The 15017-nt window shown below is 34.1% G+C and carries 19 protein-coding genes; 10 read left to right on the forward strand and 9 right to left on the reverse strand.

Annotation, left to right across the window (positions count from 1 at the left end; translation table 11 throughout):
- Positions 1-39 precede the first annotated feature (39 nt).
- Both msrA and DNU06_RS11050 read left to right on the forward strand, forming a co-directional pair.
- Positions 40-705, forward strand: a complete 666-nt coding sequence (msrA, locus tag DNU06_RS11045) for a peptide-methionine (S)-S-oxide reductase MsrA (RefSeq protein WP_111063396.1) — start codon at positions 40-42, stop codon at positions 703-705.
- A 13-nt stretch (positions 706-718) separates the two neighbouring features.
- On the forward strand, positions 719-1330 hold the full coding sequence (locus DNU06_RS11050) for a class I SAM-dependent methyltransferase (RefSeq protein WP_199399015.1): 612 nt from the start codon (positions 719-721) through the stop codon (positions 1328-1330).
- On the opposite strand, the gene DNU06_RS11055 is transcribed toward DNU06_RS11050, so the two are convergent.
- Positions 1319-2347 carry a helix-turn-helix transcriptional regulator gene (locus DNU06_RS11055; RefSeq protein WP_317048240.1) on the reverse strand — a complete coding sequence of 343 codons (1029 nt, stop codon included), beginning with the start codon at positions 2345-2347 and terminating at the stop codon, positions 1319-1321. The two genes, DNU06_RS11050 and DNU06_RS11055, sit on opposite strands and share 12 nt — an antisense overlap.
- 253 nt (positions 2348-2600) lie before the next feature.
- Between DNU06_RS11055 and DNU06_RS11060 the strand changes: the two genes are divergently transcribed.
- The 6 genes from DNU06_RS11060 (at position 2601) to DNU06_RS11085 (ending at position 8200) form a co-directional block, all read left to right on the forward strand.
- On the forward strand, positions 2601-3089 hold the full coding sequence (locus tag DNU06_RS11060; RefSeq protein WP_111063397.1) for a DinB family protein: 489 nt from the start codon (positions 2601-2603) through the stop codon (positions 3087-3089).
- Between the two features lies 1 nt (position 3090).
- Entirely contained in the window at positions 3091-3306 is a 216-nt protein-coding gene (locus DNU06_RS11065) for a hypothetical protein (protein WP_111063398.1), read from the forward strand.
- Between the two features lie 90 nt (positions 3307-3396).
- Positions 3397-5208, forward strand: a complete 1812-nt coding sequence (locus tag DNU06_RS11070; RefSeq protein WP_111063399.1) for a T9SS type A sorting domain-containing protein — start codon at positions 3397-3399, stop codon at positions 5206-5208.
- A 52-nt stretch (positions 5209-5260) separates the two neighbouring features.
- The gene (locus tag DNU06_RS11075) at positions 5261-6010 is read left to right on the forward strand and encodes a hypothetical protein (protein ID WP_111063400.1); all 750 of its coding nucleotides are present in this window, start codon (positions 5261-5263) and stop codon (positions 6008-6010) included.
- Positions 6011-6111: 101 nt separating this feature from the next.
- Positions 6112-7068: a glycosyltransferase family 2 protein gene (locus DNU06_RS11080; protein ID WP_111063401.1), complete on the forward strand. Its 957-nt coding sequence runs from the start codon at positions 6112-6114 to the stop codon at positions 7066-7068.
- On the forward strand, positions 7046-8200 hold the full coding sequence (locus tag DNU06_RS11085) for a glycosyltransferase (protein ID WP_199399016.1): 1155 nt from the start codon (positions 7046-7048) through the stop codon (positions 8198-8200). Before DNU06_RS11080 ends, DNU06_RS11085 begins: the two co-directional genes overlap by 23 nt.
- A 13-nt stretch (positions 8201-8213) precedes the next feature.
- Here DNU06_RS11085 and DNU06_RS11090 read toward each other — a convergent pair whose 3' ends face one another.
- Positions 8214-8624 (reverse strand): hypothetical protein, encoded by a 411-nt coding sequence (locus DNU06_RS11090; protein ID WP_111063403.1) that lies wholly within the window; start codon positions 8622-8624, stop codon positions 8214-8216.
- Positions 8614-9264 (reverse strand): orotate phosphoribosyltransferase, encoded by a 651-nt coding sequence (gene pyrE, locus DNU06_RS11095; protein WP_111063404.1) that lies wholly within the window; start codon positions 9262-9264, stop codon positions 8614-8616. The genes DNU06_RS11090 and pyrE overlap by 11 nt, the downstream gene beginning before the upstream one ends.
- Before the next feature lie 2 nt (positions 9265-9266).
- Here pyrE and DNU06_RS11100 point away from each other — a divergent pair, with 2 nt between their 5' ends.
- Complete coding sequence (locus DNU06_RS11100) at positions 9267-9860, forward strand: NUDIX hydrolase (protein WP_111063405.1); 594 nt, start codon at positions 9267-9269, stop codon at positions 9858-9860.
- Between the two features lie 2 nt (positions 9861-9862).
- Here DNU06_RS11100 and DNU06_RS11105 read toward each other — a convergent pair whose 3' ends face one another.
- From DNU06_RS11105 to DNU06_RS11130, 6 genes are all read right to left on the reverse strand, one after another.
- On the reverse strand, positions 9863-11350 hold the full coding sequence (locus tag DNU06_RS11105; protein WP_146239220.1) for an SPOR domain-containing protein: 1488 nt from the start codon (positions 11348-11350) through the stop codon (positions 9863-9865).
- A 24-nt stretch (positions 11351-11374) separates the two neighbouring features.
- Entirely contained in the window at positions 11375-12262 is an 888-nt protein-coding gene (locus tag DNU06_RS11110; RefSeq protein WP_111063407.1) for a transglutaminase-like domain-containing protein, read from the reverse strand.
- Between the two features lie 106 nt (positions 12263-12368).
- The gene (locus DNU06_RS11115; protein ID WP_111063408.1) at positions 12369-13019 is read right to left on the reverse strand and encodes a hypothetical protein; all 651 of its coding nucleotides are present in this window, start codon (positions 13017-13019) and stop codon (positions 12369-12371) included.
- Position 13020: 1 nt separating this feature from the next.
- The gene (locus DNU06_RS11120; RefSeq protein ID WP_111063409.1) at positions 13021-13434 is read right to left on the reverse strand and encodes a hypothetical protein; all 414 of its coding nucleotides are present in this window, start codon (positions 13432-13434) and stop codon (positions 13021-13023) included.
- Positions 13434-13709 (reverse strand): DUF493 family protein, encoded by a 276-nt coding sequence (locus DNU06_RS11125; RefSeq protein ID WP_111063410.1) that lies wholly within the window; start codon positions 13707-13709, stop codon positions 13434-13436. Before DNU06_RS11125 ends, DNU06_RS11120 begins: the two co-directional genes overlap by 1 nt.
- A 1-nt stretch (position 13710) precedes the next feature.
- Positions 13711-14307: a hypothetical protein gene (locus DNU06_RS11130; RefSeq protein WP_111063411.1), complete on the reverse strand. Its 597-nt coding sequence runs from the start codon at positions 14305-14307 to the stop codon at positions 13711-13713.
- A 36-nt stretch (positions 14308-14343) separates the two neighbouring features.
- On the opposite strand from DNU06_RS11130, the gene DNU06_RS11135 reads away from it, so the two are divergent.
- The gene (locus tag DNU06_RS11135) at positions 14344-15003 is read left to right on the forward strand and encodes an NUDIX hydrolase (RefSeq protein ID WP_111063412.1); all 660 of its coding nucleotides are present in this window, start codon (positions 14344-14346) and stop codon (positions 15001-15003) included.
- Positions 15004-15017: the final 14 nt, after the last annotated feature.

Genomic DNA, 15017 nt, shown 5'->3' on the forward strand with positions numbered 1-15017 from the left:
TATTTAACCATAAAACGACCATTCAATAAACAACAAATCATGTTAAAAAATATATTTTTCACCAGTATCACATGCCTTGCTTTCTTCACCATCACTATAGCGTGTACAAACCAAACAAAGGAATACAAGGAATTTGAACCTAAAATCAGCAATGCAGTTTTAGATACCAGCAACTTGAAAAAAGCACATTTTGCAAGTGGTTGTTTTTGGTGTGTAGAAGCAGTTTATGAAAGTGTAAAAGGAGTACAAGAAGTATATTCAGGTTATGCTGGGGGACATACAAAAAATCCAACTTACGAAGCTTCCAATACCGGTAAAACTGGTCATGCTGAAGCGGTAGAAGTATGGTACGACCCCAAGGTAATTTCATTCGAGCAATTGGTGGATGTATACTACGGCAGTCAAAACATTGAACAAGTGAATGGACAAGGACCTGATAGCGGCAGTCAATATAGAAGTATTATTTTTTATCAAAATGAAGCAGAAAAAGCAATCATTGAAGCCAAAATAAAAGCCTTGGAATCGAAGGGATTAAAAGTGGCGAGTGAAGTAATGCCATTTACCAAATTTTGGATGGGGGAAGCTTATCATCAAAACTATGAACGATTGCACCCGAACCAAGGTTATATTCAAGGGGTTTCTGTTCCGAGACTGAAAGCATTTCAAGCAAAATACCCTGAATTACTGAAGGAAAACAAACACTGAACACACTAAAATCATGATGGATAATAAATCGCATTGGGAACAAGTTTATGCTGTAAAAACACCTGAAGAGGTCAGCTGGACGGAAGCCATTCCTGAAAAATCTTTAGCTTTAATTGCTGCTTGCAAGCTAGCAAAGGAAGCATCAATTATTGATATTGGTGGCGGTGATAGCTTATTGGTCGATCATTTAATAACACTTGGATACACCAATATTACTGTACTCGACATTTCAGCCAATGCAATAGCAAGGGCACAAAAAAGATTGGGTGAAAAAGCAGATTCAATTACTTGGATTGTTAGTGATATCAATACTTTTAAACCAACAGAAAAATACGATTGTTGGCACGACCGTGCCGCCTTTCACTTTTTAACCGACCCTACCGCAATTAATCATTATGTTGCATTAGTAAGTCAATACGTCAGTCAGTATTTGATACTGGGAACTTTTTCAAAAGATGGTCCAAAAAAATGCAGTGGGCTAGACATTCAACAGTATGATGAGGCAAGTATGACAACTGTATTTGAAGACGGTTTTAATGCTATAGGTTTTGAGCATCACATTCACCATACCCCATTTGACACGACTCAAAACTTTATATTTGGGACTTTTAAATTAAAGTCGTGACAAGCTTTCGGTTAAAAGCGACTTTATCCGTTCTTTAAATTCAGCAGGCTTGACAATGCTTGCATAATCGCTAAACATCAAATACCAACGAGAAAATCCGTTTTCAATAAAACGCGTTTTAAAAGTCATTTCTACCACATCCCCTAGGTCTTTTTCACTGATAAAGCCATATTGTTTTCGAGCGCCCTTTATAAATCGAGTTACAGATTTATCGACTAAAATTACTACCTCCGTCAAGGATTCGATTTTAGGTTCAAAAGCTGTCCTCAATTCACTTAATGGAGGATGAAGCTGTTCAAAACCAATATTAGAACCTATTATCGAAAGCATTCTATCCGTTCTAAATTGACGGTAATCACTTCTAATGTGACAATATGCATACACATACCAAAAATCATTTTCATTAAACAGACCCACGGGCTCTATACTTCTATTGGTCGGACTTTCGCTATTCAACGCTTGGTAATCAATTCTGACTTGCGTATTTTTAGCAATACTTTCGAACAAAATAGACATGGCATCCGGTAAGTTTTCATTGAATACATTTTCTTTTGGGTCAATGTGAATGTGTTTTTCTAAAGCATCAATCCAAGCTTTTTCTTTACCTTTTAAAACAGATTTAATCTTAAACATGGCCGACTGATGGTGTGCACCCAATGACTTATCGGTAAACTTTTCCATCAATTTTTCAGCAGCCACAAAGCTACCCGCCTCTTCTTTTGTAAACATGATAGGCGGCAATCGATAACCTTCTACAATAGAATAGCCAATACCAGCTTCACTGTTAATTGGAACACCCGAAGCTTCCAAGGTGCGAATGTCTCTATATATGGTTCTTAAACTGACATCAAAACGATCGGCAAGGTCTTTAGCGCGTATAATTTGCTTGGATTGCAATTGAATTAAAATGGCGATTATTCTATCAAATCGGCTAATGTTATCTAAACTCATAATGGATACACCTATATTCCAAATATAGGATTTCAATTTAATAATAAAAACTTTCAAAACCTTCATCTCCCCACTTTTTGTCACTCCTCAAATTACATTTTACCTTAAAATTCATAGGCAACATGAATATTTGACAAAGTAAAAACACAGCAGTGACAGGTGTATGTCAACAAGTAAAACGGCCCACAAAATTAAAACTCAAAACCTTGTATATCTAGATTTTAAATTTAAAATAAATTAATATTTTTCACTACTGACAAACTGTTGTCACTACCCTCTTCTACTTTTGTTTCAATCAAAAATCAAAAAAACATTTATTATGAGTACAGATTTAAAAGTAGCAGAGGTTGTCATCAGTCCAGCACAATTATTAGCGCATTGGCAAGGACACAGAAATGTAACGAGAAGAGTAATTGAAGCGTTTCCAGAAAAAGAATTATTTAATTTTTCAATTGGAGGCATGCGTACTTTTGCCGAATTAACCATGGAATTGATTGGTATTGCTGGTCCGGGATTAAATGAAATTGTAACTGGCGAAAAAGCAGAACTGGTTGAAAAATTCAATCCTGAAAATAAAAAAGCGAACCTTTTGGCAATGTGGGATCAAACAACGAAAACCATTAATGAATTATGGCCGAAATTAACGCCAGCCCGTTTTCAAGAATCGATTATTGCATTTGGAATGTATGAAGGCACAGTGCAATCTACTTTATTCTATTTTATCGACAATGAAATTCATCACAGAGGACAAGGCTATGTATATTTAAGAAGTTTAGGAATAGCACCACCATTCTTTTACGAGAGATAAAATGGAAATATTTGTATTTAAAACAAGCGTAAGAACGGTAAATGAAGTTCAGTTTTTAACGCCCAAATTAAATGGCGCATTGACTCAAAAATGCGAGTGGAATTTTGACTTGGAGGATTGCGACGGCATCCTTCGGGTTGAAAGCCCTTTTATGTGTTCTTTAACGGTACAAAAAATTGTAACCGCAAATGGTTTTATTTGTCAAGAATTATATTGACAAAAAAGTTAAACAACTATATTTTAGCAACTTTCTTTTTTGTAATTGGGAATAATTTCATATCTTCTTCATCTATAAATCCCTTGGAAGATGAAAAAATTATTAGCCTTAATGATTATTATACTCAACACTATTGCTGTAAACGCACAATGTACAGATCTTTTTTTTTCGGAATACATAAAGGGATCCAGTAACAATAAGGCACTCGAAATTTACAACCCTACCAATTCTATTATAGATTTATCTGATTATACCATTCATAAAAACACCAACGGAAATGCGACTTCAAGTATTAATTTTGTGTTATTTGGCAACCTAGCACCAGGTGAAGTTTATGTTGTTTCGAATTCTCAAGCGACAGGAAATATCCCTATTGAAAGCGATACCGTTTCTGGATTAACGACCTTTAATGGTGATGATGCTTTATGGCTTCAGAAAATAAGCACTGGTGATACTTTAGACATTATTGGTGAAATTGGAATAGATCCAGGATCCTCATGGCCTGTGGGCACAGGCTCGACACTAAACCATACTTTAATAAGAAAAATTGGCGTTCAAGGTGGACAAACAGATTGGACCATAGGTGCAACGGAATGGGACGCGTATCCGCAGGACATGGACGATTCCTTAGGTTTTCATACCACAAATGCATGTATACATTCATGCTTCACCACTTACCATAGCATTTTGGTTTCAGCATGTGACAATTATACTTCGCCAAGTGGCTTGAACTATATGTTATCCGGAACCTTTAACGATACCATTATGAATGTTGGAGGTTGTGATTCTGTGCTTACTATTCATTTGACAATCAACCATAGTTCCAGCAGTACTGATTCTATTGTTGCATGTAATTCATACACTTGGTTGGATGGGATCACCTATACAAATGACAACAATACAGCCACACATACTTTAACGAATGCAGTAGGTTGCGATTCTGTGCTTACTATTCATTTGACAATCAACCATAGTTCCAGCAGTACTGATTCTATTGTTGCATGCAATTCATACACTTGGTTAGATGGTATCACCTATACAAATGACAACAATACAGCCACGCATACTTTAACGAATACAGTAGGTTGCGATTCTGTTATCACATTAAACCTGCGTATTAATCTTCCTACTTCTAGCACAATTATTACGTCTCATTGTGGAGCATTTACTGATTTAAACGGATTTACTTGGACTGCTGATACGGTGATAACAAACACTTTTGTTGCAGCGAACGGTTGTGATTCCGTTCAAACAATAACGCTTACTATATACGAACTGACAAACACTATTGATGTAATTACCACATGCGAAACGGATTACACTTGGCTTGACGGCAACACGTATACAAGCGACAATAACACTGCAACAATGGTATACAATGATGCAAATGGATGTGATTCTATACTTACTTTGGACTTGACTTTTAATGCTGTTGACGTAACCGTAAATATAACCCCTGAATCTTTATCTGCAAATCAAAACAATGCGACCTATCAATGGTTAGATTGTAATAATAACTATGCCATGGTAACTGGTCAAACCGGTCAAACGTTAGCCGCTCCAACAATTAGTTCTTATGCCGTTGAAGTGACTTATAATGGTTGCACCGACACGTCCATGTGCTATAACGCAGGACCAAACCCAAATGGTATAAGCGATTTTAATGTATTCATCCAGGTGGATATCTTCCCTAATCCTAGTCAAACACTTGTTACCATTGCCTGGGAAAACGCACCTGAATTTGACCTCGAAATATTTGATATCACCGGAAAAAAAGTCATTTCTAAAAATGGTATCCAGGAATCAAAGTACAGCTTTAATCACAAATTACCTTCTGGAATTTATTTTATCAAGATCAATGCCGAAGGACAATCTATGACGCAAAAACTAATTGTTAATTGATCCATCCAATATGTATTGAAAACCTTATATCTTTGTTGCACAAAGAATATATATGCCTAGAATAAAAACATCTTTTATTGTCTCTATATTACTCATGCTAGTCTTTGCTTGTAATAAACAAGGGGATAATTTTGTTGGAAGTGATGAATTAATTATGGGGACAGCAGATGCAGTTTCAATTCAATCCATTAACCAAATCATACAAGCGGACCAATTAGATAATATTAATTTAGACATTGATTTGGATGGTAAAATAGACTTTAGTATTCACGCATATGATGGCACCACAAGTGGTGCAGGGTCGAATAAAGGAGTATACATCACCTCAGTTGACGAAAATGCCTTTTTTCATGGTACTTATCAGAATGACAGTATATTTAACACCTCCAGTTTAGATTCTGTTATTATAGAAGATGAAGTATACAACAAATATTATAGCCAAATAAGAACTTGTAGTCCCCTTACCTCATCTACTGCATTTTATTATTTAAAAAGTGATGTTTTTCAAACTACTCCTCTCCAAGCTTCCAGTGAATTAAAAAAGTCTGATTTATTTGCAAACGGATCCTGCATTTGGGTAGGTGAAAATACAAAACAAGCCGAAGAGACAACTGAAATAAATTTGGATACTACTACATATACTAGCATTATTCACGTTGATCCAATTTGTAATCATTTAAATTTAAATGAAATAATTTATATTGGCATTAAGATGAGTACGCACGAAAAACTAGGTTGGATAAAAATAGAATTATTATCCAACACTAAAGTATCTATTATTGAAGTTGCAGCACAAGTTTAAAGTTTGCTACGTATTTTTAATAATCTTACAAATAATACTTAAAATTATCTCCGTAGTTCGACTTATTAAAAAAGGGTTAATTATATTTGCTTTCAATACTTATGTCGACCAATCCACAAATATCAATTGTTGTCCCTTTGTTAAACGAGGACGAATCATTACCTGAATTACACCAATGGATTCAAAAAGTAATGCATGCCCATCATTATTCCTACGAGATTATATTTATTGATGATGGCTCAACTGACAATTCATGGCAAGTGATTGAGGACTTAAAAGCCAAGGATAGTTCTGTTAAAGGTATTAAATTTCAACGTAATTATGGAAAATCTGCCGCATTACACGTTGCATTTCAAGCAACAAGTGGGGATGTAGTTATCACCATGGATGCAGATTTACAAGATTCACCGGAAGAAATCCCGGAATTGTATGACATGATAACCAAGGAAGGATACGACTTGGTATCCGGTTGGAAAAAGAAAAGGTATGACCCGCTTTCAAAAACTATTCCTACTAAATTATACAATGGTGTAAACCGCATGATTAGTGGGATTAAACTACACGACATGAATTGTGGTTTAAAAGCCTATAAAAAAGCGGTAGTAAAGTCGGTAGAAATATTTGGCGAAATGCACCGTTACATTCCTGTCATTGCAAAATCTGCAGGCTTTCATAAAATTGGAGAAAAAGTAGTACAGCACCAAGAAAGAAAATATGGGAAGTCAAAATTTGGTTTAAACCGTTTTGTAAATGGCTTTTTAGATTTATTTACCATCACATTTATTACTCGTTTTGGTAAAAAACCCATGCACTTTTTTGGCTTATTAGGTACTTTATCTTTTATCATTGGATTTGGTATTGCCTTTTGGTTAATATTTAATAAATTATTTTTTGACACTGGTGCCCGTTTGGTAGCAGATAGGACTGAGTTTTACGTAGCATTAACCGCTATGATTATTGGAACTCAATTATTTTTAGCTGGTTTTATTGCCGAATTAATTGGCAGAAGCGCCACAAACAGAAATACCTATTTGATTGAAAAAAATATTGATGACTAAGTCTCCACTTAAAATAACCATTGTTGGTCCAGCTCATCCTTTTAGAGGAGGAATAGCGTTAGGAAATGAAAGACTAGCCAATGAGTTTCAAATCATGGGACACGAAGTCAATATCATTACGTTTACCACACAATACCCCGATTTTTTATTTCCTGGTAAAACCCAATATTCAACAGCGAAAGCACCATCCAATTTAAAAATTGAAAGAAAATTGAGTTCAGTCAATCCATTGAACTGGATAAAGGTAGGACGTGAAATAAAAAAGGCCAAACCTGACATTGTTATTTTCCGATATTGGTTACCTTTTATGGGACCGTGTTTCGGTACAATTGGTAGGATAATTAAAAGAAATAAGCACACCAAAATAATTACAATTTTAGACAATGTAATTCCACATGAGTCTAGAATAGGTGATAAACAGTTTACCAAATACTTTATAAAACCAAATGATGGTTTTATCGCCATGAGTAGAAGTGTAGCCAAGGATTTAAAAACATTCACAAATACGACTTGTTTATACAACCCCCATCCACTTTTCGATAATTATGGTCCGAAATACAATCAAAACGCTGCAAAAAACTATTTAAATTTAGATGTTAATTTAAAATATGTACTGTTTTTTGGATTAGTGCGAGACTATAAAGGTTTGGATTTATTACTCAAAGCATTTCAACAGTTCGATTACAAAAAGTACGGTGTAAAATTATTGGTTGCTGGCGAGTATTATGCCAACGAAGAAGAATACCGACTACTTATTGATGAACTAGGCTTAAAAGACGTTGTAATTGTAAAAAATGAGTTCATTAAAGACGAAGAAGTAGGTTATTATTTTTCTGCCGCTGAAATCATTGCGCAACCTTATAAATCGGCCACACAAAGTGGTGTTACACAAATTGCTTATCACTTTGAAACCCCTATGCTAGTAACTAATGTTGGTGGACTACCAGAAATGGTACCGCACGAAAAAGTTGGCTATGTAGTAGAAAGAGATCCTATTCAAATTAAGGATGCTTTAGATAATTATTTTACAGAAAATAGAACCGCTGAATTTCAAGCTAATTTCGCCCCAGAAAAAGATAAGTTTACCTGGGATAAAATGGCCATTAAAGTCATTGAATTAGCAAAAAAGTAAAACGAAAAAATAATTATTTTTCCAATTCAACTTTTAAGCCATCTGCCATATAATCGAATAATGCCGTCAATGGTTTCACTACCATCATTTTTAAGAACATGTTGATATCACCTTCAAAAAAGAGGTATGCTTCCGTTTCATTTGCTCCTTTTTCGTTGATGAAAATATCCAATGTAAAAGGAAAAGGTGCTTTTTCTCCACCTACAATATCAATTTTAGAATGTGGGGTAGTACTTTTTTTAACTAACGGAATAATTGCTGCATTTTGAATTTTAAAGGAGCATGCATCCACTGTTGACTCCCAATCAGAAATCTTATCCGTCGGCAATAAAGCTTTGATATTATTAAAATCATTTAAAAACTCAAACACTGCTTGCGTTGAGTTTTTAATGCTTACTTTTTTACTTTCTATTTTAGTTGACATCTGCCTTCCATTTTTCTGGGTTCAATCTCCATTCAGTCAAAGAATCCTTATCATTAACTGTTATATAATTTTCTGCAATTGCTTGGTTAATTAAATGCTCATAATCTGTTAAAACAGTATAGTCACAATTTGCAGCCTTAAAATTATCAATCGCTTGTTGAAAGTTATACGTAAATACAGCAACAAGACCTTTAATAGTCATATCTGCAGCCCTTAAAGCATCTACTGCTTTTAAACTACTGCCACCTGTTGATATTAAATCTTCAATTACAATCACTTGCTGACCAGCAGAATAATCACCTTCAATTTGATTTTGCATGCCATGTGCTTTAGCGGAAGAACGAACATAAATAAAAGGTAAGCCCATTTCTTCAGCAATTAATGCACCAATTGCAATACCGCCAGTAGCTACACCTGCAATGACATCTGGCTTGCCATATTTTTCAATAATGGTCTCGACAAACACTTGACGAATGTAGGTTCTAACTTTAGGATGGGATAAAATTTTTCTATTATCACAATAAATCGGAGATTGCCACCCACTCGACCATGTAAAAGGATTTTGAGGTTGTAGCTTAACCGCTTTGATTTGAAGCAAAAATTCTGCTACCTTTAGCGCCTTATCTTTATTTAATATCATATATGCAAATTTATAAAGTTTTTATCGATAACAAGCCTGTATTTTTTGAAATTAATCCAGAAAGTACAGAAGATTTTTTATCCATAGCAGAAATACGAAATGGGTTAGCGGAATTTAACAATTCTGAATTCACTGACTTATACATTGAAATTGAATCGGAAGCAGTATTTGAAACAATATTTGAAAATTACAAATTTGTAGAAGCTGCAGGCGGTTTAGTAGAACTCAACAAAAAATTTCTTTTCATTAAAAGAGATGGCAAGTGGGACATTCCAAAAGGTAAATTAGAGCCGGGTGAAACCATTGAGGAAGCCGCTGTCAGAGAAATAGTAGAAGAATGTGGCCTTGCCACTCCTCCCGTTATTGAAAGACATTTAATGAATACTTACCATACTTACCGTAGAAAAGAAAAAGATCACCTTAAGAAAACCTATTGGTACCTGTTAAAAGCTGGCGACAATAACACGGATTTAACCCCGCAATTAGAAGAGGAAATTACGGAAGCTGTTTATTTGCCAAAAGCAGCTTTTGATACCATTAAAAAAAATACCTACAAGTCAATTAAGGATGTATTGAAAGCAATTAATAAAGGGTAATATCATTTACAAGGCACATGGTATATCCAACTTGATTTACCATGTGTTTTTTTGTAATCTCCCCTACCATTATTTGCTGCAGCTACACTTTTATAAGTAGCTATAGATACTAGGTTTAATTGGTTTTTTGTCGCTTTTATTATCGTGGCATCTATACCTTGGTCTAGTAATTTTTTTTGAAACGCCAATGCATTTTCTTTTTCTTGAAAACTTCCAGAAATTAAATGGTAAAGGCAGGAAGTAGCTGGTGTTTTTTCTTTTTCTTCCTGGATTTTTACGGCAGTATTTGGCAGGGATACCTTTGCAATATTAAGCGCTTGGATGGCATTTTTTAAATGGGGTTTTTCTTGAACAACCAGTACAGGTATATTTTCTACTATGGCCATCTCCTCTTTATCTTTAGAAACAGTTACTAAGCTATCTTTAAAAATTTGAATCACTCCAGCGTAACAAGCAACCCATAACTCACTGGTTTTCCAGTTTCCGGTAATACCAATTGGGTGATTTTTGGTTTTAATTGTTTCTAATATGGTAAAAGTTTTTGTGTCGACTTTCTGAAATGTGTTCGCGTAATAATTTACCACATACAAATAGTCTTCATTTGCAGACATCACCATTGTTCTAGGCCCTGCGTTTACCGAACAATAAGTTCGGCTTCCATCTCTTAAGTCTATTTTTAATAATTTATTGATATTATTTAAGGCGACATATAAAAATGTATTCGCCGCATTTAAAATAAGGTGTCGAGGCCCTTTCCCTACTCCTTCAATATAGGTAACCTTAAAATTTAACAAGTTAATTTTGGCTATTTTATCGGATCCCATAATTGCAACATAAGCCATTTGATTTTTATTATCAATGGCTACGCCCCTAGGTCGAGGACCTACATGTACTCTCTTTATTTCTTTTTCCGTCTTTAAACTAATGATAGAAATATCTGAACTCGTCCAATTACTCACCATCAATAACTTTCCGTTGGGACTAATAGCAACAAATTTCGGAACCGATCCAACTTTAACTACAGATTCAATTTCAAAACTTTTTGAATTGATTTTATATAAAAAACTTGGATCATAATTTTTACCAGAACAACCATCACACCCTTCTTTATTAAATCCAGGTCCGTACATGGCATAATTAGAAACCCACAAATACTTGCCATCTTTTGTAAAACAAGCCTCCACAGGAGCGCCTAAATAAGTAACATTTTTATAATTAGAAAAGCCTTTTTCAGCCAAATTAACATGGTCTTTCAGTGATTTTAAAAGAGTACCTTCTGCATTGTAAAACGTAATGGTATGTCGATACATCATATTTTGAGCAGCGAAAATACCTTGTCCATTTGTCACAATTGATTTGGGTGAAATAGCGCTTCCGATTTCCTGTACAAGTGTAATTTGTCCAAAAGTAAGGTTGGAAAACAACAAGGTAATCAGCAAAGAGATTTTTGTGATTAGACAGGAATTAGAAATTAAATGAATTGACTTCAAATCAGACTGGTTTAGTCTACAATACTACAAAATTAATTTTAGTTGCGACAACTCTTCTACTCTATCCGTTTCGCCTGCCTTTTGGTAAGCAAATATAAGATTAGCTAACATTCTCTTTAAAATATCCGTATTAGAACATGGTTCATAATACGCTTTATCAAAGGGAAGATTTAAGCTTTTAAGATAAGCTTCTATTTCATTTTGATCAAAAATTCTTCCTTTCGCAAATGGGTTGATATAAAACAAGACATTTCTTTCCGAATGAATATTCAACATCTTTAATGTCTTATTTTCATCTACAAAACCTAAAATAAATTGATTCGGTAAATTAACCCCATAAATTGGTAGCTCTAACCTTTGTGCTACAATGGAATAAATTATAGACAAACTCAAAGGTGTTCCTTTTTTATTTCTTAAAACAGAATAAATAAAGGAGTTTTGTGGGGAAAAGAAGTTTTTTCGACTGCCTTGAAAATCGAGGATATCAAACATAACATGGTTAAACACCTTCACCGTTTCATACGCTGTTTGGCTATCATTAATTTCTAACCAAACTTTCTGTTGTATTTTTTCTATTTCCTTTTCAATCATCAATTCGTTGATGTTTGGAAATTGATATTGACTAATGATTAATGCCCCTTTTAATAAATCTCTATTCGAAGAATTTTTCCATTTCGTTAACTTTTCCGAAAGCTCTCCTAATCTAATTTCATTGATAATATCCTTGAGTTTCGACTGGTGGGATTCATTTTTAGATTCTTTCAACCAAGTGCGTTCAATGTTAGGCAAAACATTTGCGCCATAACTCACTAGTTTATGTCTCACTTGAGAATACACGATTGGATCAGGATCTTCGACTAACCTAATCAATGCATTTACTTCTGATTGTTCAATATGAAAAATGTGCTCCACAGCACAAATTTAATCCGAATATGTAGTTAAAAATTTAAGACCCTAAATTGTTTTGAACCTTGATTTGTGTAAACCATCAAAAAAAGAGGTAATAATACTTGCTTATTTATTTACCAAAATAGTACTTATAACCAAAACCAAAATTTAAAAAACGGAGCAAACCTTCGCTATGTTCGGGTAAGAAACCTGGAAAGGTAGACCTGCATAAGTAGGAAGAGTTATACTCTTGAAAATAAATAGAATAACCTATCAAAGCACTAAAAGCATCAGCAGAGCCTAATTCTGTTAAAAAATTTAATTCAATTTGAGGCGATACAAATAAAGAACCGTGTTCGGTTCTGCCGTTTCCGCCATCCAGCAAACATGAATCAGACATGGCAATTAAACTACCATAACCTACTTTTAACCCACCATATAAAGAAACCCTATCTGTTGTAAATTTTTCGTAACCGACCTTTAAATGTACCGCAGGTAAATGCGCTCCTCCAGTACCAATGCTCGAATTAAAAGCAAAACGATTCATGGTAAAATAAGTATAATTCACCCCTGCTCCAACTGTCAACCCTTTATATACATTTTGTTGGTAACCTATACTCCCGTGAAACAAACCTTCCATAGTTTGTTCAAAAGCACGATTTCTTTCATTCGTTGGAATTGTAATATCGACATATAAAGAACCTTTTGTCGTAACTGATTGTGCGAATGAAAAATCAATTGACAAGCAAATAATTCCAAATAGGAGGATAATATTTTTCATGTTATTTTTGATGTGAGATTATTATTTTTTTCAAAATGGAAGTTCCTGGTGCCGTCAACTTGAAAAAATAGGAACCTTCTTTAAAAGCATTAGGATCAAAATTAATTATCTTCTCCCCCACTTCTATACTTTCTTTGAATAAGTTATTTACCAAATTTTCTTCTCCGTCCAATAAATCCAATTCCACCTCCATGGTTAATGGTACTTCAATCAACAATTGGGTGGGTTGGCTATAGATATTATATTTTGCAGTTTCAAATTTAATGGTATTTAAAGCCTCCAATTTCTTTCTCCTAAATTGTTTTGTATAAATAATATAAGCTGTTACAATCAGCAAAGCTGCTGTAATACCGTAAACCATCCCCATGATAATATCATAAGTACTTGCATCATTTAAACCTGCTGAATCTCCCATTAAATATGAATTACATTTTCAATTTTACTCACTGCTATATACTTATCAATAATAGCCTCACTACTTTCCATGTTTTGTAAAATATTTACGGTAGTATATTTTTTACTTTTTGAATGACTCAAAGTAATTTTAGCCTTTTCATCAAAAATATTTTTTATTTCACTTTCTTTAACCGGATCAGTTAAAATAATAAATTTAAACACATATGGCTTCGGAAATTTCTCCTTATCCAGTAAAGCTTTTAGGTTTGCGTAAGTTTCTGTTGTTGCACTCATTTTATTGGAAATATTTGGTTCCTTTAAGGACTAAATTTAACAAATTACTTTGAAAAGGAAACGCGTTATTTTTAATTTCATTGCGAAGGTAGTTCAATAATTCTGATTCTAGAAGTCCTTTTTCTATTAATTCTTGTTGGATTTCAAACAGCATATTCCCTTGTGATATTTTCACGCGTGACCAATCTAAATAATTTAAATCATTGCCATAAATTGAAAACCTTTTTAACAAGCCTTCTTCCATACTGATTAAATGGTCCAGTAAATGAATCAACTCAACTCCATTACTCACATTCGCTATGTTCAACTTTACAGGCATTAAAACCTGTTGATAAGCTTTTAAATAGTCGCTAGCAGATAAAGTTTGGTCTAAACTCACCCTTGTAAAAGGGCGTAAATCGAAGTGCACACCAAAGGTCTCCATGGCCTCATTTAAGCGTGTGATTTTGGTTTGTTGTGCTTTCATTACAGCAATTGGTGGAATATCGCGCAAATATTTTTGTTTCCAATCAAACAGTAATTGTTCGTATTGTTCACTAATAGCAGCTTCATCACTCGCTTTTAAAATATCTAATGCTTCTGTCTTTGAAAAAATCATGTAATTAATCCTGTAAAATTGTTAAGTTTGCCTTCCATGGAATCACTCATTAAAACAGGTGCAATTTACGAAATAATTAAACAAGAATTATTAACCTTACCTGGAGAATCTGCCCATAAAGAAATGGTACCATTTAGAACTTTGTCTTCTATTGCGAAACCTGGTAAAAACGCAAAGGAATCGGCAGTTTTATGCCTACTTTCCACTTACCAAGATGACATTACAATTACTTTAATGGAAAGGACCAAAGACAGTAGTCCACATTCTGGTCAGATAAGTTTACCCGGCGGAAAAAAAGAAAATTTTGATCTAAATTTAGCTGCTACAGCATTAAGAGAGACCGAGGAAGAGATTGGTATTCTTCCTAGAAATGTTTCTATTTTAGGTAAACTTACGCCCATTTATATACCGGTAAGTAATTTTTCCGTTCAACCATTTATTGGACAAGTAAAAACTGAAACGCCTTTTATATTATCCGAAAAGGAAGTACAATCTGTTTTTAAAATAACGGTGCGGGACTTATTAAATCCGCGGAATAATATAAAAAAAGACATTCCAAACCATTTGGGACAAACCCTTAAAAATGTACCTTGTTTTTTTATCAACGATCGAATTATATGGGGGGCAACCTCCATAATATTAAATGAGTTTAAAGTGGTTATTGAAAACATTATCGCAAAAAAAAACACCCACTAAAATAGTGGGTGCTC

The organism is Putridiphycobacter roseus, from assembly GCF_003234935.1.
In the GTDB taxonomy this organism is placed as follows: domain Bacteria; phylum Bacteroidota; class Bacteroidia; order Flavobacteriales_D; family Crocinitomicaceae; genus Putridiphycobacter; species Putridiphycobacter roseus.